Source organism: Aureimonas pseudogalii, assembly GCF_014196835.1.
In the GTDB taxonomy this organism is placed as follows: domain Bacteria; phylum Pseudomonadota; class Alphaproteobacteria; order Rhizobiales; family Rhizobiaceae; genus Aureimonas; species Aureimonas pseudogalii.
The window spans coordinates 24,263-45,194 of the sequence record NZ_JACIEK010000007.1; the positions used below are offsets into that span (position 1 = coordinate 24,263).

The 20,932-nt window shown below is 68.7% G+C and carries 16 protein-coding genes; 4 read left to right on the plus strand and 12 right to left on the minus strand.

The window, feature by feature from the left end:
- Positions 1 to 159: 159 nt before the first annotated feature.
- Positions 160 to 1,128, plus strand: coding sequence for a magnesium/cobalt transporter CorA (corA, locus tag GGR04_RS13435; protein WP_183200409.1), 969 nt, complete (start codon positions 160 to 162; stop codon positions 1,126 to 1,128).
- 28 nt (positions 1,129 to 1,156) lie between these two features.
- On the opposite strand, the gene GGR04_RS13440 is transcribed toward corA, so the two are convergent.
- The 12 genes from GGR04_RS13440 to GGR04_RS13495 all read right to left on the minus strand — a co-directional run bounded on the left by GGR04_RS13440 (position 1,157) and on the right by GGR04_RS13495 (position 15,950).
- Positions 1,157 to 1,981, minus strand: a complete 825-nt coding sequence (locus GGR04_RS13440) for a FadR/GntR family transcriptional regulator (protein WP_312857454.1) — start codon at positions 1,979 to 1,981, stop codon at positions 1,157 to 1,159.
- 58 nt (positions 1,982 to 2,039) lie between these two features.
- Positions 2,040 to 3,833 carry an ABC transporter ATP-binding protein gene (locus GGR04_RS13445; protein WP_183200411.1) on the minus strand — a complete coding sequence of 598 codons (1,794 nt, stop codon included), beginning with the start codon at positions 3,831 to 3,833 and terminating at the stop codon, positions 2,040 to 2,042.
- On the minus strand, positions 3,830 to 4,774 hold the full coding sequence (locus GGR04_RS13450) for an acetamidase/formamidase family protein (protein ID WP_183200412.1): 945 nt from the start codon (positions 4,772 to 4,774) through the stop codon (positions 3,830 to 3,832). The genes GGR04_RS13445 and GGR04_RS13450 overlap by 4 nt, the downstream gene beginning before the upstream one ends.
- Entirely contained in the window at positions 4,764 to 6,389 is a 1,626-nt protein-coding gene (locus tag GGR04_RS13455) for an ABC transporter substrate-binding protein (RefSeq protein WP_183200413.1), read from the minus strand. The genes GGR04_RS13450 and GGR04_RS13455 overlap by 11 nt, the downstream gene beginning before the upstream one ends.
- A gap of 44 nt (positions 6,390 to 6,433) precedes the next feature.
- A complete protein-coding gene (locus tag GGR04_RS13460; protein WP_183200414.1) occupies positions 6,434 to 7,354 on the minus strand; it encodes an ABC transporter permease in 921 nt (306 codons plus the stop codon).
- The gene (locus GGR04_RS13465) at positions 7,354 to 8,232 is read right to left on the minus strand and encodes an ABC transporter permease (RefSeq protein WP_183200631.1); all 879 of its coding nucleotides are present in this window, start codon (positions 8,230 to 8,232) and stop codon (positions 7,354 to 7,356) included. The genes GGR04_RS13460 and GGR04_RS13465 overlap by 1 nt, the downstream gene beginning before the upstream one ends.
- 7 nt (positions 8,233 to 8,239) lie before the next feature.
- A complete protein-coding gene (locus GGR04_RS13470) occupies positions 8,240 to 8,845 on the minus strand; it encodes an ANTAR domain-containing response regulator (protein ID WP_183200415.1) in 606 nt (201 codons plus the stop codon).
- A complete protein-coding gene (locus tag GGR04_RS13475; protein ID WP_210291790.1) occupies positions 8,842 to 9,960 on the minus strand; it encodes a transporter substrate-binding protein in 1,119 nt (372 codons plus the stop codon). The genes GGR04_RS13470 and GGR04_RS13475 overlap by 4 nt, the downstream gene beginning before the upstream one ends.
- Before the next feature lie 189 nt (positions 9,961 to 10,149).
- Positions 10,150 to 11,088, minus strand: a complete 939-nt coding sequence (locus GGR04_RS13480; protein WP_183200416.1) for a ring-cleaving dioxygenase — start codon at positions 11,086 to 11,088, stop codon at positions 10,150 to 10,152.
- A 132-nt stretch (positions 11,089 to 11,220) separates the two neighbouring features.
- Positions 11,221 to 12,390 carry a glycosyltransferase gene (locus tag GGR04_RS13485; RefSeq protein WP_183200417.1) on the minus strand — a complete coding sequence of 390 codons (1,170 nt, stop codon included), beginning with the start codon at positions 12,388 to 12,390 and terminating at the stop codon, positions 11,221 to 11,223.
- Entirely contained in the window at positions 12,380 to 15,028 is a 2,649-nt protein-coding gene (locus GGR04_RS13490) for a sulfotransferase family protein (protein ID WP_183200418.1), read from the minus strand. The genes GGR04_RS13485 and GGR04_RS13490 overlap by 11 nt, the downstream gene beginning before the upstream one ends.
- A 241-nt stretch (positions 15,029 to 15,269) precedes the next feature.
- A complete protein-coding gene (locus tag GGR04_RS13495; RefSeq protein ID WP_183200419.1) occupies positions 15,270 to 15,950 on the minus strand; it encodes a class I SAM-dependent methyltransferase in 681 nt (226 codons plus the stop codon).
- A 256-nt stretch (positions 15,951 to 16,206) separates the two neighbouring features.
- Here GGR04_RS13495 and GGR04_RS13500 point away from each other — a divergent pair, with 256 nt between their 5' ends.
- From GGR04_RS13500 to GGR04_RS13510, 3 genes are all read left to right on the plus strand, one after another.
- Positions 16,207 to 18,429: a beta strand repeat-containing protein gene (locus tag GGR04_RS13500; protein ID WP_183200420.1), complete on the plus strand. Its 2,223-nt coding sequence runs from the start codon at positions 16,207 to 16,209 to the stop codon at positions 18,427 to 18,429.
- Between the two features lie 246 nt (positions 18,430 to 18,675).
- Positions 18,676 to 18,978, plus strand: coding sequence for a hypothetical protein (locus GGR04_RS13505; RefSeq protein WP_183200421.1), 303 nt, complete (start codon positions 18,676 to 18,678; stop codon positions 18,976 to 18,978).
- A gap of 195 nt (positions 18,979 to 19,173) precedes the next feature.
- The gene (locus GGR04_RS13510; protein WP_246393155.1) at positions 19,174 to 20,931 is read left to right on the plus strand and encodes a type I secretion system permease/ATPase; all 1,758 of its coding nucleotides are present in this window, start codon (positions 19,174 to 19,176) and stop codon (positions 20,929 to 20,931) included.
- Position 20,932: the final 1 nt, after the last annotated feature.

Consider the following 20,932-nt stretch of genomic DNA (forward strand, 5'->3'; position numbering starts at 1 on the left):
CGCTTCTGGGTCGCCAACTCTCCTGGCGCGGTTGGGCCGGACATTAGCCGTCACGACAATCGTTCTCCGGCGCGATGCCGGCGGCGGAAGGGCGTGGGTACCGCTCGCCCGGCAATCGCGATAAGGGAGGCGTTCCGCCTTTCTCCCACGAGTGCAGTCATGACGGTCGTTGCAGGTTTCGTCTATGCGGCCGGGCGCCGTGTCCGCGCGGTCGATCTGTTCGATCCCGCCTCGTTCGAGGTGGAACCCGGCGCCTTCGTCTGGCTCGGCATCGTCGATCCCAGCGAGGACGAGCTGGCGGCGCTCGGGCGGGCGCTGCGGCTGCACCCGCTGGCGCTGGAGGACGCGCGCCGCGCGCAGGTGCGCCCGAAGGTCGAGGTCTACGACGACGAGCTGGTGGTGGTGACGCGCACCGCGCTGCGCGAGAGCACGGCGATCGCCTACGGCAAGACGGCGATCTTCCTCGGTGAGCGACACGTGGTGAGCGTGCGCACCGGCTCGCGCCAGGACCACCGGGCGCTGCGCGAGCAGGTGGAGGCCTCGCCGCTGCTGCGGCGGCAAGGGGTCGACTACGTGCTCTACGCGATCCTCGACTTCGTGGTCGACAGCTACCTGCCCATCGTCGAATCGATCGAGGAGGATCTTCTGGAAATGGAGCGCCGGGCGCTCGACGCCTTTCTCGACCGCGAGGAGATCAACCGCATCTTCGCCATCCGCCGCGATCTCATCCGCTTTCGGCGCATCCTCGGGCCGATGGAGGAGGTCTGCGGGCGGCTCGAACATCTCGAACATGCCGGCATCGACGCCGAGACCCGCCCGTACTTCCGCGACGTGCACGACCAGGTGCGCCGCGTCTCGGCGCGCAGCGAGGGCGCGCGCGAGAGCATTTCCTCGATCCTCGAAGCCTCCAGCCTTCTCGAACAGCATCGTCAGGGCGCAATCACGCGCCAGCTCGCGGCCTGGGCGGCGATCCTCGCCGTGCCCACCGCGATCGCCGGCCTCTATGGCATGAACTTCGAATTCATGCCGGAGCTTCACTGGCGCTACGGCTACTTCGCCGTGCTTTCGGCGATCGCGGGCATCTCGGCCTTCCTGTTCGTGCGCTTCCGGCGCTCGGGCTGGCTCTGATCGCCGCTGATGCGGGCGCCGCCTTCGGTCAGGCCCGCACGGCGAGCGGCGCCTCGGTCGGCGCGTTCAGGCGCGGGTCGATCGTCTGGATGTCCTGCAGCGCCAGTTGCACGAGATCGGTCATCCGGGCGCGCGACAACTCCGCGTCGCCCGCCTCGATGGCGAGGAGCACCGCCTCGTGCTCGGGCACGGGATCGCGCGGCATCTGCCCGTCCCGCGCCTTGAACATCGTGGTCCAGCGTACGGCGGCGGCGATGCCGCTGGCGAGCGTTCCCAGGATCTCGTTGCCGGTGGCCTGCAGCACCGTCTCGTGGAAGAGCCGGTCCGCGTTGCGCCCCTCCTCCACGGCCAGCCCGTGGTCGCGCATCGCCGCGAGCGCGCCGTTCAGCGCCTCCAGCTGCTCGGGCGTGCGCCGCTGGGCGGCGAGCGCGGCCGCCGCCGGCTCCACGATCTCGCGCAGCTCGAACAGCTCGCGCACGAAGGCCGGCGGCGGCGGTCCGTTCTCGAAGATCCAGCGAAGCACGTCGGGATCGAGGAAGTTCCAGCTCGATCGCGCGTTGACGCTGGTGCCGGCCTTCGGCCGGCTGCTGACGAGCCCCTTGGCCGCGAGGATGCGGATGGCCTCGCGATAGGCGGTGCGCGAGACCTTCAGCTTCTCGCTGAACAGCACCTCGTTGGCGAGAAACTCGCCGGGCTGGTAGCGTCCGGTGAGGATTGCAGTGCCGATGTCCTGCGCGATGGAGCCGTGAAGGCGCTGCGGCTGGCCGGCGATCGGCCGCCGTACGCCCGCGAAATCGAATGTCAGCGTCGTGTCCCCCCGCCAGAGCCGGCCCGCGCGCCGGCGCGCTCCCACCCCGGCATAGCATGGCAGCGACCGGAGTTCACGAGACGAGCGGCACGGTGTTCCGCCTTCACGCGTCCTCGGCCACCCAGTGCCCGGCCCCGACATCGACGAGCGGCCGGCGCGCCGGCGCGTCGCCGATGCGTCGGACGCTCGACGGCAGTTCGCCCTCCATGCGCGCGAACGCCGGCCGGCGCCGCGCGGGATCGGCCACCGGCACGGCGTCGATCAGGCGGCGCGTGTAGGGGTGGCGCGGCGCACCGAAGATCTGGTCGCGCGTGCCCACCTCGACGATCTGCCCGAGATACATCACTGCCACCCGGTCGGAGATGTTCTCGACCACCGCCATGTCGTGGGAAATGAAGAGATAGGCGACGCCGAACTCGGCCTGCAGCTCGGCCAGGAGATCGAGCACCCGCGCCTGCACCGAGACGTCGAGCGCCGAGACGCTCTCGTCGGCGACGATCACCTTGGGTCTCAGCGCCAACGCGCGGGCGATCGAGAGACGCTGGCGCTGGCCGCCGGAAAACTCGTGCGGATACCGGTCGAGCCCGTCGGGCGAGAGGCCCACGCGCTCGAACAGCTCCGCCACGCGCTCGCGGCGCTCGGCCTTCGTGCCGACGGCATAGATGTCCAGCGGCTCGCGCACCAGCGCGCCGGCGGTCATGCGCGGGTCGAGCGAGGCGTAAGGGTCCTGGAAAATCATTTGCACGTCGCGGCGCATCGCCTTTCGCCCGGGGCGGCCGAGGCCCGCCATGTCGCGACCGTTGACCGTGATGGTTCCGGCATAGGGCGCGAGCCCGGCCAGCGCCTTGGCGGTGGTGGACTTGCCGCAGCCCGATTCGCCGACGAGCGACAGCGTCTCGCCCGGCGCGATGGCGAAGGAGACGCCCTCGACGGCATGCACGAGCGCGCGCGTGCGGCCGAGAAGCCCTCCGCGCACGGGATAGCGCACCGTGAGGCCGCGCACTTCGACCGCCGGCACCGGCGCGGCGGAGACGATCCGCGTCGCGCGCCGCCCCGGGCCGGCACCGATGCGCGGCACGGCGGCGAGCAGCGCCTTCGTGTAGTCGGTGCGCGGCCGGGCGAAGAGGTCGGCGGTCGTCCCCTCCTCCACCTTGGCGCCGCCGCGCATCACCACGACGCGCTCGCCCATCTCGGCGACGACGCCCATGTCGTGGGTGATGAGGATGATGGCGGTGCCGAGGTCGCGCTGCAGATCCTTCAACAGGCCGAGCACCTGCGCCTGCACCGTGACGTCGAGCGCCGTGGTCGGCTCGTCGGCGATGAGGACGTCCGGCTCCAGCGCCAGCGCCATCGCGATCATCACCCGCTGGCGCTGCCCGCCCGAGAGCTCGTGCGGATACTGACCCATGCGGCTCGCGGCCTGCGGGATCCGCACCGCGTCGAGCGCGGCCACCGCCTGGCGCACGGCGTCGGCTCCGCCCACCGGCCGATGCGCGCGGATCGCCTCGGTGAGCTGGCGACCCACCGTCAGCACCGGATTGAGCGAGGTCATCGGCTCCTGAAAGATCATCGCGATCCGGTCGCCGCGGATCGCGCGCATCGCCGCCTCGTCGAGGCCGACGAGTTCCTGCATGCCCAAGCGCACCGAGCCGGCCGCGACGCGCGCGGCGGGCTTCGGCAGGAGGCCCAAGATCGCCAGCGAGGTCATCGACTTGCCCGAGCCCGATTCGCCGGCGATGCAGAGCGTCTCGCCACGTGCGAGATCGAAGGAGAGGTCGCGCACCACCGAGCGGCGCCCCTCGCGCGCGCCGACATTCACCGTCAGCCGGCGAACCGACAGGACCGAACGGGCCGCCGCGCCCGCCTGGGACGCGGCGATGGCCGGGTGCACCGTCATTCGAAGACGATCCGCGGGAAGTAGAACGACACCACCCAGTTCGGCATGTCGACGATCTCGGAAATGCGCAGATCCCCGCAGGTCGAGACCAGCATGTAGGCATCGACCGGGTTCAGGTTGTAGCGGCCGGCGAGAAGCTCCACCATGTCGGCGACGGCGTGCCTGGCCCCCGTCATCAGGTCGGGCCCGACGCCGGTCGTCACCTCGTATCCCCTGGCGTCGAGATGGCGCGTCACCGGGCCGGCCGTGGTGAAGCGCGGCATCTTCAGCCGCGCGTCCTTCACGAGGTCGAGCGTCAGCGTCACGTTCATCGGGCTCTCGATGGCGGTGCCGCAGACCTCGCCGTCGCCCTGCGCGGCATGGGTGTCGCCCACCGAGAAGAGCGCGCCCGCCACCTCCACCGGCAGGTAGAGCACCGTGCCGGCCGAGAGGTCGCGAATGTCGAGATTGCCGCCGACCCGGCGCGGCGGCACCACGGAATGGTGCCCCGGCTCGGCCGGCGCCACGCCGATCGTGCCCGCGAACGGCTTCAGCGGCACGCGGCCATGCGCGCCGAAGGCCGCGGCGCCGAGCGTCGCGGGGTCGTAGCGCCAGAGCGTCAGCGCGGGATCCTTGAAGTCCTCGGCCAGCAGCCCGAAGCCGGGAATGTTGGCCGTCCAGCCGAAGCCGGAGGGCTCGAACCCCTCGATCGTCACTTTCAGGGCGTCGCCGGGCTCGGCGCCCTCGACGTAGATCGGCCCCGTCACCGGGTTGATCCTGCCGAAGTCGAGTGTCGAGACGTCGGCGACGGTGCTCGTCGCGGTCAATTGGCCGCCGGAGGAATCGTGGCACTCGAAGAACACCGTCGAACCCGGCGCCACGCGCTGCGCCGGTTCGAAGGACTTGTCCCAGCCGTAGTGGAAGTGCCGGCCGTGGATCGTGTAGTCGCAGTTACTGCACATCGTTCACCGTCACGTAGCGGTAGTTCATCGGGGTGGCGACGGGATCGACGTAGAGCGCGTCGTCGCCGGCCATGCGGGGCGAGCGCAGCGTGAAGCGCTGCTCGTTGAAGACGGGCACCCAGGGCGCGTCCTTCATGATGTCGGCGTAGATGCCGCCCCAGAGCTTGAAGCGCTCCTCGGCCTTGGCGGGATCGACGATCGCGTCGGCGGCCGCGGCGCGCGCGTCGATCTCCTCGTTGCAGTACCACGACCAGTTCCAGCCGCCCTCGATGGCGCCGGCGCAGCCGAGGATCGGGCCGTAGAAGTTGGACGGATCGGGGAAGTCGGCGATCCAGCCCATGCCGCCGGACCAGACCATCGGAGCGCCTTCCTTCGAGCCGCCGGCGGCGATGACGTTGGCCTGCGCGAGGCTCTGCAGCGAGGCCTTGATGCCGATCGCCGCGAGATCCTGCTGGATCGCCTGCGCGATGCGGGGCTGCGGGTCGGTGTTGGCGACGAAGAGCTCGGTCTCGAACCCGTCCATGTGGCCGGCCTCGGCGAGCAGGGCCTTCGCCGCCGCGACGTCGTACTTGTAGCCCCCATAGTCCTTCACGTAGCCGGGCATCGCCGGCGGCAGCGGCTGGTTGGCCGGTACCGCGCGCCCGTTGATGATCTGGACGATGCGGTCCTTGTTGATGGCCATGTTGACGGCCTGGCGCACCTTCACGTCGTCGAAGGGCGCGAGCGTCGTGTTCATCGTGATGTAGCCGGTGTGCAGTTGCCCGCCCTCGACGACGTGCGACTTGGCCTCCGGGTCGTCCATCACCTCGCGGAACTTGGCCGGCGGGATGCCGTCGCCGGGCACGTCCACCTCGCCCTGCTGCACGCGCAGCAGCGAGACGATCGGCTCCTGACCGATCTCGAAATGGATCTGGTCGAGCTTCGGCGCGTCGGAGCGGTAGTAGTCGGCGTTCTTCTCGAAGACGAGGCGCTGGCCGAGCGTCCATTCCGCCAGCTTGAAGGCGCCGGTGCCGACGGGGTTGCGCCCGAAATCGGCGCCGGACTTCTCGACCTCCTCCTTCGGCACGACGAAGGAGAAGTTCAGCGCCATCACCTGGAGGAAGGTCGCGTCGGGGCGCGACAGGGTGATCTCGACCGTCCTGGGATCGACGACCTTGACGCCCGAGAGTTCGGTGGCCTCGCCCGCCGACACCTTGTCGTAGCCTGCGATCGAGCCGAGGAACCCGGCGCCGGGCGACTGGGTCTTGGGGTTGGTGACGCGGTCGAGCGAGTATTTCACGTCGTCGGCCGTCATGGTGCGGCCGTTGTGGAATTTCACGCCCTCGCGCAGGGTGAACGTGAAGACCGTGCCGTCCGGCGAGATCGTGTAGCTCTCGGCGAGGCCCGGCCGCAGCGTCGCGGTGCCCGGCTCGTAGTCCATCAGCCCGTCGAACATGGCCTTGATCATCGAGAAGTTCTGCCAGTCGTAGCCGATCGCCGGGTCGAGCGTCGCGACGTCGTCCTTGTAGGTGACGGTGATCGAGCCGCCGGCGGCCTCCTGCGCCAGCGACGGCGTAGCGGCGAGGCCGGCGAGAAGCGCGGCGACGGCGGCGCCGGATTTCAGAAGCGTCATCATGGGAAGCGGTCCTTGCGCTGCGGGCGGGTTGAGAGGGGCGCGCGTCATTTCAAGCGGATGCGCGGGTCGATGAACGGGGCGACGAGATCGGCCAGGAGGTTGCCGAGGACGATGGCGAGGGCCGAGACGAGCGTGACGCCCATGATGATGGGAATGTCGACGCGCTGGATCGCCTGCCACGCGAGCTGGCCGATGCCGGGCCAGCCGAAGACGCTCTCCACCACAACGATGCCGCCCATGAAGATGCCGATGTCGATGCCGATCATCGCGACCACCGGCAGGATGGCGTTGGGCAGCGCGTGGCGCAGCAGGATCGTGGCGCGCGGCAGGCCCTTGGCGCGGGCGGTGCGCATGTAGTCCTGCCGCAGCACGTCGATCATCGAGGAGCGCATCATGCGCGCGTACCAGCCGGCGCCGAGGATGCCGAGGGTCAGCGCCGGCAGCACGAGATGGCGCCAGGTGCCGTAGCCGCCGATCGGGAACCAGCCGAGCTTGACGCCGAAGACGTAGAGCAGCAGCAGCCCGACCACGAATTGCGGCGCGGAGACGCCAATGAACGAGCCGACCATCAGCGCCTGATCGGTGGCCGAGCCGCGGCGCACCGCCGCCACCAGCCCCATCGTCAGCCCGATCGCGAGTTCGCAGGCGATGCCGGCGGCCATCAGGAGGAGGCTCGCCGGCAGGCGCGAGACGATCAGCTCCGACACTTGGCTTCGCTGCAGGTAGGAGCGCCCGAGATCGCCCTGCAGGAGGTTGGCGAGATAGCGCGCGTACTGCACGAGGAAGGGCTGGTCGAGGCCGAGCTGGGCGCGGATGTTGGCCACCGTCTGCGCGCTCGCCGTGCGCCCCGCGATCTGGCGCACGGGGTCGGCCGGCAGGATGAAGAGCAGCGCGAAGGTGACGAGCGAGACGCCGAGAAGGATGAGCGCGGCCTGCACGAGGCGCCGCAGCGTGTAGACGGCCATCAGCCCTGCCCCCGCTCGGTCGGGTCGAGCACGTCGCGCAGCGCATCGCCGACGAGGTTGAAGGCGAGCGCCAGCAGGAGGATCGCGGCGCCGGGGAAGAAGACCAGCCAGGGCGCGGCCTGGAAGTAGGTCTGGTTCTCGAAGATGATGTTGCCCCACGAGGCGTCGGGCGGCTGCACGCCGACGCCGAGGAAGGAGAGCGTCGCCTCGAGCAGCACCGTCGTCGAGATGCCGAGCGTGCCCCAGACGATGATGGTCGAGGTGAGATGCGGCAGGATGTGGCGCAGCAGAATGCGCGCGTCGCCGGCACCCAGCGAGCGCTCGGCCTGCACGAACTCGCGCTCGGCGAGCGTCGAGGTCTCCGTGTAGATGACCCGCGCGATCTGCACCCAATTCACGAAGGCGATGACCATCGCCACGATCCAGAGGCTGGGATGGAGGATCGCCGCGAGGCAGATGGCGAGGAGCAGCGCCGGAAACGCCATCATCAGATCGGTGAAGCGCATCAGCACCGCGCCGAGCACCCCGCGATAGTAGCCGGCGAGGACGCCCACCAGCGTGCCGATGGCGAGCGCCGTGCCGTTGGCGACGACGCCGATCACGAGCGAGGTGCGCGCCCCGTAGAGGATGCGCGTCAGGAGATCGCGGCCGAGGAGGTCGGTGCCGAGCCAGTAGGTGGCGTTGGGCGGCAGCGGCGCGCCCTCGATCGTCAGCCCGTCGAAGAACTGCTCGTTGGGATCGAAGGGCGAGAGCCAGGGCGCGAGCGCCGCCGCCAGCACCACGAGCGCGACGAGCGCCAGCCCGAACAGGGCGAGCGGCCGGCGCAGCAGGCGCGCGCCCGCGCTTCGCGCCGCGACCGGCGGCACGCCGACCGGCAGGAGCGGCTCAGTGGCGATATGATCCGTCACGCCGGTCCTCCCCGTTCTTCAGGTCGCACACCCGCCGGGCGGCCTCCTCCAGAGTGATCTGCCAGGACATCGCGAGCTGGCGCAGCGCGGCGAAGGCGTCGTGCTCGCTCTTGCCGCCTTGCATCAGAATCAGCGTCGCGGTGACGATCGTGCGCCGCTCGCCGATCTGGCGCTTGAGATCGGCGATCTCGCGCAGCTGGCGCTGTCTGAGATCGAAGCCCTGGCGGGCGATGAGAAGGGCCGAATAGATGCCGGCGGCGCCGACCGGCTTGACCAGATGCGCATCCGCCCGGTGCGACAGCGTCCACTCGATGCGCCCCGGCGCCTCCGAGCCCACGAGCGCGATCAGCGGCATCGGCGCTTCGCCCGGAGCCCAGGGAAACTGCGCGTCGAAGCAGAGATCGGCATCGAAGAACAGAAAGTCCGACGCAAGGGCCGAGCCTGGCAGTTCCGGCCAGCACTCGGCGCCTTCGAGGCCGATGGCGGCGAGCTGGCGCAGGATGGCGCTGGCGCTGGCGTGCGGCTTGTGCAGCACGAGGGCCTTGGCGCCGCCAAGCTGCGGGATGCGGTCGCGGCGCGTCACGAGATCGCCCTCAGGGCCGGCCGCGCGAAGGCGGTGCGCGGGTCGTAGCGCGAAAGGTAGGGGTCGGGTGCGACGAGGAACGGGCTCTGCCACAGCGCCTCGAACCGATCACCTGCGATCGCGCCGATGCGCACGGGTAGGTCGACATGGTGGTTGTGTGGATCCACCGCGATGTCGCCGAGCGGGGTGAGAAACGAGCGACCCGCGAAGGCGCGCGTGACGGTGTCGGGCGCATCGGTGCCCGCCGCCTCGATCGCGTCGGCGAGGATGAGGACAGCACTATAAGCCGACGCCATGAAGGCGGAGGTCGCGCCCGCTTGCGGCATCGGCGAGCGCGCCATGTCTGCGAAGAACGGGCTCACCGCGATATGCCCCTCGCCTGCGCCGGCGAGCTCCGCGATCTCGGGCTCCACCAGATTGCAGCTGACGATCGGCCGCAAGTCGGCGCGAAAGCTCGCGTATTCGCGGGCGAGCGCCGCATAGGCCTCGATGAAGGCGTAGGACGAGGGCCCGATCAGCGTGTTGAGGACGAAGGACGGCCTCGTAGCGCGGATCTCCTCGATCATCCGTGCCACGTCGGTGTCGCCGAGCGGCAGGTAGCGCTCGCCGAGAACCCGCCCGCCGGCATCGCCCACGATGTCGCGCGCCAGCCGGTTCACCTCCCAGCCCCAGATGTAGTTGGACCCGACGAGAAACGCGTCGGCCCCGAAGCGCGGCACGACGTAGCCGAGCAGCGGCACGAGATGCTGGTTGGGGCAGGCGCCGAGATAGACGATGCGATCATGCGCCTCGAACCCCTCGTAGGGCGGCGCATACCAGAGCATGGCGCCGTGCCGCTCCAGCACCGGCGCCACCTCCTTGCGGCTCCAGGAGGTGATGCAGCCGACGACGTGCCGGATCTCGCCGCTGCGCAGAAGATCATGGCAGAGCGGCGCGTAGCGCTCGGTCCGCCCCGCCGGATCGGCCTCGGCGACGACGAAGGAGACGCCGCGCGAAGGGTCGGAATTGACGGCCCGCACGGCGTCGAGCGCGCCTGTGCGCGCCTCTGCCGAGAGCCGGGCGTAGTCGCCGCTGCGCGAGAACAGGAGACCGATCGGAACGGATCGCTTCACCATCGAGGGGGTCCAAACAAAAAAGCCCCGCAGCCCGACGGGAGATCGGGTCTTGCGAGGCGCGTTTGCCGTCCGGCGAGGCCGGTATGTCAGGTGACCTTATCGCCCCCACCCATCAAGTCAAGCGGAATGCCGCGGGATACGGCATGGCGCATATTGAGGCAAAGTCGGATCAACCGGGCCTGGCGAAGGTCAAAGCGGCTTCAGCCCGGCTTCGATCTCGCGCCGACGTGCTTCGAGGAACGGCGGGAGCGACAGGCTCTCGCCGAGCGAGGCCATGGGCTCGTCGGTGGCGAAGCCCGGTCCGTCCGTCGCGATCTCGAACAGGATGCCGCCAGGCTCGCGGAAGTAGAGCGAGCGGAAGTAGAACCGATCGACGGGCCCGCTCTTCGGCAGCCGCACCGGCGCCAGACGATCGGCCCACGCCTCGTAATCCGCATCGGGAATACGGAAGGCGACGTGATGGACGCCGCCGGCGCCCGGCCGCGCTTCCGCCTGCCCCGGCTCGACCGCGACGTGAAGCTCGGCCGCCGCCCCGCCCTTTCCCATCTCGTAGACCTCGACAGCGGCGCCGTCGGCCGCGGCGAAGCTGCGCACCGGATGCATCCCCATCACGGTCCGCAGCACCGCATCGGTGGGCGCGAGGTCGGGAACGCTGATCGTGATCGGCCCGAGCCCGCGAATCTGATACCGCGCCTCCACCGGACTGCGCGTCCAGGGCGCGGTGGTGCCCGCCCCGCCGTCGTCGATCAGCGACAGGCGCTGGCCTTCGGGATCCTCGAAGTCGAGCGTCGCACGCCCGTCGCGCATGACGATCTCGCCGACCCGAACTTTCGCGTCGGCCAGCCGCGCCCGCCAGAAGACGAGCGCCGCCTCGCCGTCGACCCGCAGGCCGGTGCCGACGATCGAACGCGTGCCGCGCCTCTCGCGCGCGACCGGCCAGTCGAAGAAGGTGAGATCGGTGCCGGGCCGCGCTTCACCGTCGGCGTAGAAGAGGTGATAGGCGGAGACGTCGTCCTGGTTCACCGTCTTCTTCACGAGGCGCATTCCCAGCACCTGCGTGTAGAAACGATGATTGCCCGGCGCATCGGCGGTGACCGCCGTCAGATGGTGAATGCCCGTCAGATCCATGGCCAGCTCCCGAGGCGCGACGAGGGCCCGTCGCCGGGCCGCATGCTGTCAGGCCTATCAGGAAGCCCGAGGCCCTTCCACGGCTCGCGCCGACTCGGCGGCGTGACGCACCGTCTCCGAAACGCTGAGGTCCTACGTGACCGCCGCCCGAATCGCATCGATCTGTACCGGCCAGGCATAGCGGGCCTCGGCATCCTCGACCCCGCGCTCCGCCATCGCGACATAGGCGTCGAGATCGCCGTCGAGATCGTCGATAACCCGTGCGAGGGCACTCTCCCAATCCTGTGCCGACGCCAGATAGCCGTTGCGGCCGGACTCGATGGACTGCGCGAAGGTGAAGGTCGGTGAGGCGATCGTCACCGTACCGACGGCGGCGGCCTCGAAATACTTCAGCTCCGACTTGCAGTTGGTGAAGCGGTTGTCCTGCAGCGGCGCGATGTTGATCTCGGTGGAGCCGATCAGCCCCTGCAGGTTGACGTAGTCGCGGAACGCCTCGCGATCGAGCCGCGCCGCATGGCGCTGCAGCACCGGCGGCGCCTCGAGATAGCCGACCATGCGCACGCGCACCGAGGGGAAGCGATCGAGGATCGCCGCCAGCGCGCTCGCTGCGATCTCGAAATCCTTGGCATGTGTCGGCGAACCGCTGAAATAGCCGATGTGCAGGGTCCCGTCGCGCGCGAAGCCCGTGCGGCGCTTGGCCCCCACCACGTCGCGCGAGCGCGCCAGCTGCGCCTCGTTCATGAAGTTCGGCACCACGGCGCAAGGCACACCGGCGAAATCGCTTACGCGCCGCGCCAGATAGGCGTTCGTGGTGATGGCGCCGTCGCACAGCTTCAGCGTGGCGCCGATGCGCGAGACATAGGCGAACCAGAAGTCCCAGTCGGCCTCGCTCGACATGCGCTGCGCCAAGCTGCTTGTAAGCAGATGCACGTAGGACGGATCGAACACGAGGTCGTCGACGTCGAAGAGGACGGGGATGCCGCGCCGGCGCGCCTGCGCGACGAGCGCGGAGACCGTGCTACCGTATTTGGCGCGGCAGATCACGAGAACGTCCGCCGAATCGACGATCGTGCGCAGCTCCGCCGCGTCGTCCAGATGGAAATACGAGGCGGAGGCGTCGGGCCAGCGCGCCTCGATCGTCTCGATCATGTTGTGGACGCGGTAGCGGAACGTGCTGTTGTCCGGCCGCTCGTAGAAGTAGGCGACCCGGAACGAGCGCCGCCGCAGGCGCGCCAGGCGCTGGGCGAAGCTGCCGTGCCAGGGGTCGCGGTGGAAGACGTCGGCCGGCAGATCAACGAACAAGGCGTTCGTTCCGGCTGAGGTCGTCGAGCACCGGCGCGAACGCCGTCGGCCAGTCGCGCAGGATCCGGTTGCCGGCGAAGGCCGCCGCGCGCGTCGGCGCGTCCAGCGCCAGCGTCGCCCCGGCCCGCAGCGCCTCGACCAGCGTCTCCACTTCGCCCTCGGCGCAGACGATCGACGCGCTGTAGTTCGAGAGATCCTGCTTCACGCCGAAGCGGTTGGTCACCGCCACGCCGCCGCAGGCGGCGATGTCGAGCGGCGGATAGCTCGGATGCGGCGTGTACATCAGCGTCAGGCCGAGATCGACCGAGCGGGTGAACGCGGCATAGTCCTCCCACGCCATGTTCTGCATTAGGATCGGCTTCACCGAGCCGGCGAGCACCATCGGCGCGAGATCCTTGCCGACGAAGTGGATGTCCCACACCGCCGGGTCGAGAACGCCTTCCGCGATCGCGCGCTCGATCGTCTCGACGCCGCGCGCGTAGAGGTTGCGCGGGTTGTTCGGCCGCGCATAGAAGAAGAACCGCCGCTTGCCCTCGGCCCTCGGCTCGGGAAAATAGATGCGGTCGGGGAAGGCCGGCTCGAAGAACGCGGTGTCCGGCGAGAGGATGCCGTCCTCCACGAGATGGCGGTGCAGGAGCCCTGAGTTCACCACCTTGACGATGCCGGGATGGCTCATCGTCTCGGCGCAGACCAGCGCCTCGTCGCCGAACGGATAGAACATCCGCTCGTCCTCCTGCAGGATGTAGACGATCCGGTCTTCGGCGATCACGTCGGCGGTGGCGCGGGTGGTCCACCAGGAGGTCGTCACGAAGATCTCGTCCGGCGCCACGTCGATCTCGGTGCCCTCCCCGGCGATGTCGGCGAAGGCGAACTCGATGTTGCCGGAATGCTCGATGCCGTGGGCGCGCAAGACGGTCGCGACGTTCTCGGTGGCCGGGGCCTGCGTGCGCGTCACGATCCGCAGCCGGCGCCCGGTGCGCTCGGCGAGCAGCACCGAGAAGATCAGCGCCGTCGCCACGCCACCGAACAGGCTGCCTTCGTTGATGCTGTCAGTGACCATCGACAGCCGCGGCACGTCGGTCGGCGCCTGGAAGACCCGCAGCGCCGGCTGGCCGAGGCGGCGCACGGCGGCAGCGGCGCCCGCCGCACCCGGGGCGGCCACCGAGACCGGCGCGCTCGCGGCGCTCGCGGCCAGCGCGGCGAAGGCCTCGCGCACGCGGCGGCGCTCGCCCATGCGCCAGGGCGTCAGCGTCCACCAGGCGCCCTTCGCGGCGCGGCGCAGCCCGTTGCGAGCGCCCGGCGGCAGCGCGCCGGCGAGCGAGCGGATGGGCTGAAGCGCGCGCCACGAGGTCGAACGGTGGATCGCCTCCAGCGCCATCGCGCGCTGCGCCACCTCGTGGCGGAGCGCGTTGCGTTCGGTTTCGAGCGCGTGAACCTGCAGGGGCAGCGCGCGCAGCGGCGCCACTTCGCTGCCGAGTTCGGCGATCTCGCGGCCGAGCGCGGCGCGCTCGTCGTTCCAGCGCCGGGCCTCGTCCTGCCGCTCGTCGCTCCGGCGCTTGGCCTCCTCGCGGCGCTCGTCGCTCCAGCGCTCTTCGAGGGCGCGGCGCTCGTCGAGCTTGCGCGTCTCGGCCTCGTCCAGCGCCCGGCGGAACGTCGCCTCCGACTGGCGAAACGCCTCGTCCTGCGCGCTCACCTGCAGCGCCAGCCGCTCGGCCTCGCCGCTCGCCGCCCCCAGCGCCGCGAACTCCCAGGCCACGTAGGGCGAGAGCACCGACGTCGCGGCACCCAGATCGCGGCGCACCGCGTCGAGCGTCTCGCGCGCCCCCGCCGCCTCGGCCGAATCGCGCGCGTGGGCGGCCAGCGCCGTCAGCGCCTCCCAGGCCCGGCCCGTCAGCGCGTCGAGCCGCGTGCCCTCGCCGATGGCGGCGCGCCCGGTGTGGTGGCGAAGGTCGGGCGTCAGGAAGGCGTCCACCTCTGCCTCCACCCGCCCGCGCTCCTTCGGCCAGGCGAGGCCGAGCTCGGTGGAGATGCGGTCCGCCGCGCCGCGCCAGTCGGCGAGAAGGTCGTCGTAGAGGAGAACCGTGCGCTTGAGGTCGCGCGTCGCCGCCTCGCCCGCCAGCGTGTGGTCGAGCCAGAGCAGCAGGCTTTTGGCGCGCACGAACCCGTCGCGCCGGGCGAGCGAAGCCGCGACGTCGAGCGGATGGCGCAGCGGCAGCACCGCCATCGGCTCGGCGCCGAGCCGCGCCATCGCCGCGCGCCACAGCGGCACGAAGCGCGACATGCGCGGGTCCTTCACCGCGAAGATCGGCGCCTCGGCCAGAAGCTCGGAGCTGATGATCCCGGCGAGCTCGGCCGCGAACGCCTCGCCCGCGCGCGTCTCCACGAAGCCGTTCGACACCGGCATCGGGTCGTCCCAGCGCGAGCCGAGATGGGCGAGCAGCCGGTTGTGGAAGGCGTTGACGGCGCGGTTCTCGTAGAGGCCCTTCTCGTTGTAGGCCTCGGCCGGCAGCAGCTCGCCCGCCACGGGAATGCCGAGCCGCTCCAGAAGGCCCGTCAGCGCCGAGGTGCCGCTGCGGTGCATGCCGAGCACGAGCAGGCCGACGGGGGAAGCGGGGCGAACGGCGGTCTCTGAGGTCAACGCAATCGTCACTTCATGGAAGGGCGAACCGGCGGGCACCGGTCCGCGCCGGGGCACGGAAATCGCCGCCGCCGCGAGGATAGCGCGGCCGGCGAGAAGGTCGGCCGCTCGAAACCGGACGGCCGAGCCCCGCGACGGGAGGTCGCGCGGCACATGCTTCTTGTACTGATTTCAAACGCCGGCCCTGTCAACCGCACGCGGTTCGCCAGCCTTAACGTTCCCGCGCCCCCGCGAACCCCGGTCAGACGGCGATGAAATGCACCATCTTCTGCCCGCGCGGATGGTTCCAGTCGCGGATGCCGTCGATCTGCCAGTCCAGCCCCTCGGCCGCGAACGCGATGTCGCCGGTCCAGACGTGGAACGGATCGCGCCAGCCGAAGCTCTCCACCTCGCCGGCGGGCGGATGGCGCATCGAGGCGTCGCGCGCCAGCGTGTCGGGGGCGATGAAGAAGGTGCAGAAGAACGTGCCGCCCCGGCGCATGCGCGGCCGCAGCCGGTAGAGGCAGAGCCGCAGATGGTTGATCGGCAGATGCGTGAACACCGACTGTGCCAGCGCCATGTCGAAGGTGACGCCCGCAAACGGGATCGCGAACTCCTCGCTCTGCGCGAGGTTGCCGCGCGGCAGCCGCCCCGCCAGCCCGCCGGCGACGATCTCCTCGCGGTAGCCGGCCTCGAGCAGCGGCTCCAGCAGGTCGATGCCATAGTAATGGCCGGGTTCTACAACCGGAACGATCGCCACCCCCGCCCGCAGCGAGCCGCAGCCGATATCAAGGATGAAGTCGGAGGGACGCAAACCGTGATCGAGAAGATGGTCGCGCTGCCGTGCGCCCATCTCGTCCCACAGGCCGCCGATCACCGCGCGGTGGCCTTGCGGCGCCGCGATCCGGGCCCCGAGATCGTCGTGATACGGATTCAAGGACATGACGCGATTCCCTAAACTTTCGTGAACCTGACCCGTCCGGGTCTTGCATTCGCGAAGCCGCCTGAATTTGTGGCCCGGGCGCATCACCAAGTTGCGCCGGACACTCTGCAGGCCGTTTTGCGTCTTGCCTCCTACATCCTCCACATGCATACGTCACCAACAGAAGCCATTGCCATTGGGTAATGGTCTCGTCGCAGGGGAGGGTGCGCTGTGTGCACGCTCGCATCCTGAACCTCATCGGCTCCTAGGAGAACACATGGCTAGCTTGATCTACACCGGCACCGCGTCGCAGACGACCGCCTTCGCGGCGACCGACATCTACACGCTTGCGATCCCGACCACTTCGGTCACCAACGTTTCCCAGCAGGGCGCCAACGTCGTCATCCAGACCGGCGCGACTGCTCTGACGATCACCGGCGTGACCCTCGCCCAGCTCGCGACGGCGAACTTCGCTCTGCAGGGCGGCGGATCGGTCATCTTCGGCGACGGCACCAGCGACACGCTTGCCGATCAGTTCGGCAACCCGATCAACGGCAGCGCAACGGCGGGCGACATTCTCCTCGGCCTCGGCGGCGGCGATGCCATCGCGGCAGGTAACGGCGCGAACCTCGTCTACGGTGGCACCGGCATCACCGATCCGAATGACGGCTCAGACGCAATCACGTCTGGAACCGGCAATGATACGATCTACGGCAACGGTGGCGATGACGTCATCGGCGGTACGGTTGCTGGCGCGATTGCCGGCACGACCGCACTCGCCGGCAATTCGGGCAGCGACCTGATCTTCGGCGGCATCGGCAACGACCAGATTGCCCAGCAGACGTTGGTCGGTCAGTCGTCTTCGGTTTACGGTGGCGGTGGCTTCACTGATACCGTTGACGGTGCCGACATCATCAACATTCAGAACGCTGGCACCCTGTTCGTTACCGGCAACGCCGGTACTGACACGATCAACGTTACGCAGACCGCCGGCAGCTCCTCGATCTTCGGTGGTCTCGGCAACGATACGATCACCGTCGCCGCAACTGGCGCTGGCAATGTGTTGATCGCTGGTGGTTCGTCCGATGCGGACAACATCACTTACAACGCTGGCACGGTCGCCAACACGAACGCTACGATTTTTGGCGGCACCGGTGGCACGACCGACACCGTCGATGGCGCGGATACCATTGCGATCACCAGCGCTGGCAACACGACCGTGTATGCAAACGCAGGCGCGGACACGATCACCGCTGGTCTGACCGGTACGTCGAACACCATCATCTACGGTGGCATCGGCAACGACTCGATCACTGCGACGATCGCCGGCACCTCCGCTACCGAGCGTGCAAACCTGACGATCTTTGGTGGCACCGCAGACTCTGACGTGATCTCGCTCGCCGGTGGCACCAACGCCTTCTACAACGCGGTTGTCTATGGCGGTCTCGGTGTGAATGACGCGGCCGATCTTGCTGACACCATCATCGGTGGTGGCGGCAATGAGATCATCTACGGCAACGGTGGAAACGATCGCATCCTTACCGGCGCTGGTAACGACCAGTTGTTTGGTGGTGCTGGCCAGGACGTGTTCGTCGTAAACGGCGCGGGGACTAAGATTCTTGCGGATGTTGCAACCACTGCAACTGCTGCTGATACCGTTCTGATCCAGGGTGCCTACACGTTTGGTAGTGCGACTGTTTCGGGTTCTACGGCAGTCATCAATGGTGACTTCGCAGGCGGCGATGCGAACGATTCGATCATCAACGTCAATGGTGGCGTCGGTCAGGTCGTAACGATTGGTGTTGATGCCAACAACAACTTCGCTCTTGGCGATGATGAAGCTCGTATCATCCTGAGCACATCGACGACTGTTACGACGCTTACTGGCAACGCAGGCAACGACAGCATCTTTGGTGGTGCATCGGCCGAGTCCATCAACGGTGGTGCCGGTGATGATCTGCTGAGCGGTGGTGCGGGTAACGATGTCATCAACGGTGGCGCCGGTAACAACGTCTTCATCGGCGGTGCTGGTGTTGACACACTGAACTCCGCAGCGGGTACAACGGATACTTTCCAGTTCCGTGTCAACGGAGATAGCGGCACTACCAGCGTTACCATTCCTGCGGCTGGCATCGATCAGATCATCGGCTACACGTTGACGACCGATGTAATCGACTTGGATAGTTCGTCGAACGGCAGCGCGACGAGTGATGCGGTTTCCATCGGAACTGTGAACACTATCTTCACCAACGGCCTTGCAACTGGGGCATTGGCGACTTCGATCGGGAACGCTGCTACTTTGAGTGCAGCTGTTGATCTGGTTGAAGCTCAGCTTACTGCTGACGCGGTTGCAGTCTTCAACTACCAGGGCAGCGCGTATGTTGTCCATAATGATGGCGTGCAGAATAACGACATCATTGACAACGTGATTCAGCTGACAGGCGTTACCGCAACGTCGCTCGCTGAGCAGACCACGACCGATACGTTCATCGTTACGTAAGTATTCCTGCTACAAATTATAGAGAGGGCGGCTCACGGCCGCCCTCTTTTTTTTAGAGTAGATTTATGGCTTCACTGAAAGTTTCACTTCATACCAATTGTGAGCGCAAAAGCGCCAAATGAGGGATATATTTAACAGCTAGACTGATTCAATGGATGCGCTCTATCCATCCCGCTCTACCCATCCCGCAATGTCGAGCGCTTCTACGTGTACGAAGTGTCCGTCGCCTTCGATGAATTCTTTCGCGTGCGTAAGCCGAGCAGCTTCGCCGTCGTCACCTGCCCGAACCTTCAGTCGATCGCGCAGCTGCTGGCCGAGGGCAAGCTGGAGGAGGCTGCCTACACCGCGCCCGCCGGCCCCATCACCCCGCTCGACATTCTCTACGGCTACCGCCCGTCCATCGCGCGCGGCAATCATTTCATGGCGCACCGCACCGGCTACACCAACCGCACGCTCGGCGAGAAACTGGCCGCCGCGGGCTTCGCCAAGGTGACGGTGTCGAAGGGCGAGTGCTTCGATCTCTGGGCCCGCGCCGACAAGGCGCCCTGACCGCCGGCCCCGGCAGGCCGGCAGTTGGCAAATGCCCACCGGCCCATACCCAAACCGCCCGAAAAGTTGTAGGCTGCGGCCATTCTCCCCTCCGTGCGCCTCCCCGCCGGCGGCATGGCCTTCAAGTCGCCGTGTTTCGCTGATGGGTGCGCTGCGGCGGGACGGCGTGTCCACGCGGGGTCCAGAAGGCGACGAATGCAAGACCAGAAATCTCTCGCGCCCGAAATGCGCGACGCGCTCCGCTCCGGCGTCCGGCCGATGGCCTTCGCGGCGCTCTTCTCCGCCGGCTCGAACCTGCTCTATCTCGCTCTGCCCATCTACATGACGCAGGTCTACTCGCGCGTCGTCACGTCCGGCTCGGTGCCGACGCTGATGTTCCTGACGCTCGCCGTCGTCGCCGCCTTCATCGTCATGTGCGTGCTCGAGGAGCTGCGCGGCCGCATCCTCATCCGCATCGGCTCCATGCTCGACCGCGCGCTCGCCCCGCGCCTGCTCGACGCCGTGGTGAACGCCGGCCTTCGCGCCGGGCGGCCCGTGCGCTCCCAGGCGCTGCGCGATCTCGACGTCTTCCGCCAGGGCCTTGCCGGCAACGTCACCAACGCCGTGTTCGACGCGCCCTGGGCGCCGATCTTCCTCGTCGTCATCTTCGCCATCGACTGGCGCCTCGGCACGCTCTCCATCGTCGGCGCCTTCGCCCTGTTCGGTCTGGCGCTCGCCAACGAATACATGACCAAGGCCTCCCTCAAGGAGGCCAACGTCGCCGGCCAGCGCTCCTATTCGGCCACCGATTCGGGCCTTCGCAACGCCGAGGTGATCTACGCCATGGGCATGCTGCCCGGCCTCTCGCAGCGCTGGAACCGCGACCGCAAGGCGATGCTCGCGGCGCAGGAGACCGCCTCCGAGCGCGGCGGCACCATCCAGGCGACGATCCGCTTCACCCGCCAGTTCCTCCAGGTCGCCATCCTCGCCGGCGGCTCGCTGCTCGTCATCGAGGGCCTCACCGGCCCCGGCGTCATGTTCGCCTCGATGATGCTGATGGCCCGCGCCCTCGCGCCGGTGGAGCGCGCCGTCGGCTCCTGGGGCGCGATCACCGCCTCGCGCCAAGCCTTCGACCGCCTGAACGGCCTCCTCAAGGAGTTCCCGGCGCACGAATCGGGCATGGAGCTGCCGCGCCCCGCCGGCAAGCTTCTGGTGGAGGGCTGCTTCTACGCCTTCCCCGGCACCAACAAGGCGCTGCTGAAGAACCTCAACTTCGCGCTGGAGCCGGGCGACTGCCTCGGCCTCATCGGCCCCTCGGGCGCCGGCAAGTCCTCGCTCGCCCGCCTCCTCATCGGGGTGTCGCGCCCCTCCTCGGGCTCGGTGCGGCTCGACGGCGCGGAGATGCACTCCTGGTCGCGCGCCAATATCGGCCACCACCTCGGCTACCTGCCGCAGGACGTCGAGCTCTTCTCCGGCACTGTGCGCGAGAACATCGCCCGCTTCTCGCCGAACCCCTCCGACGAGGCGGTGCTGGAAGCGGCGCGCATGGCCGGCGTCCACGACCTCATCCTGCGCCTGCCCGAGGGCTACGACACCGAGCTCGGAGAAGGCGGCGCGATGCTCTCGGTCGGCCAGCGCCAGCGCGTGGCGCTCGCCCGCGCCGTCTACGGCCGCCCCTCCTTCGTGGTGCTGGACGAGCCCAACGCCTCGCTGGATTCGGAAGGCGAGCAGGCGCTGCTCGCCGCCATCGTCAACCTCCGGCGCATGGGCTCCACCGTGGTGGTGATCTCGCACCGCATGTCGGCGCTGAACTTCTCCAACAAGATCCTGCTCCTGCGCGAGGGCATGGTGGAGCGCTTCGGCCCGCGCGACGAGGTGCTGGCCAAGGTCGTGGCCCCCGCCCCCGCCCCGCAGCAGGCGCCGGCCCCGGTGACCGCCGCCCCGCCGCAGCAGGCCCTCCCCGCTTCGTCCTGAA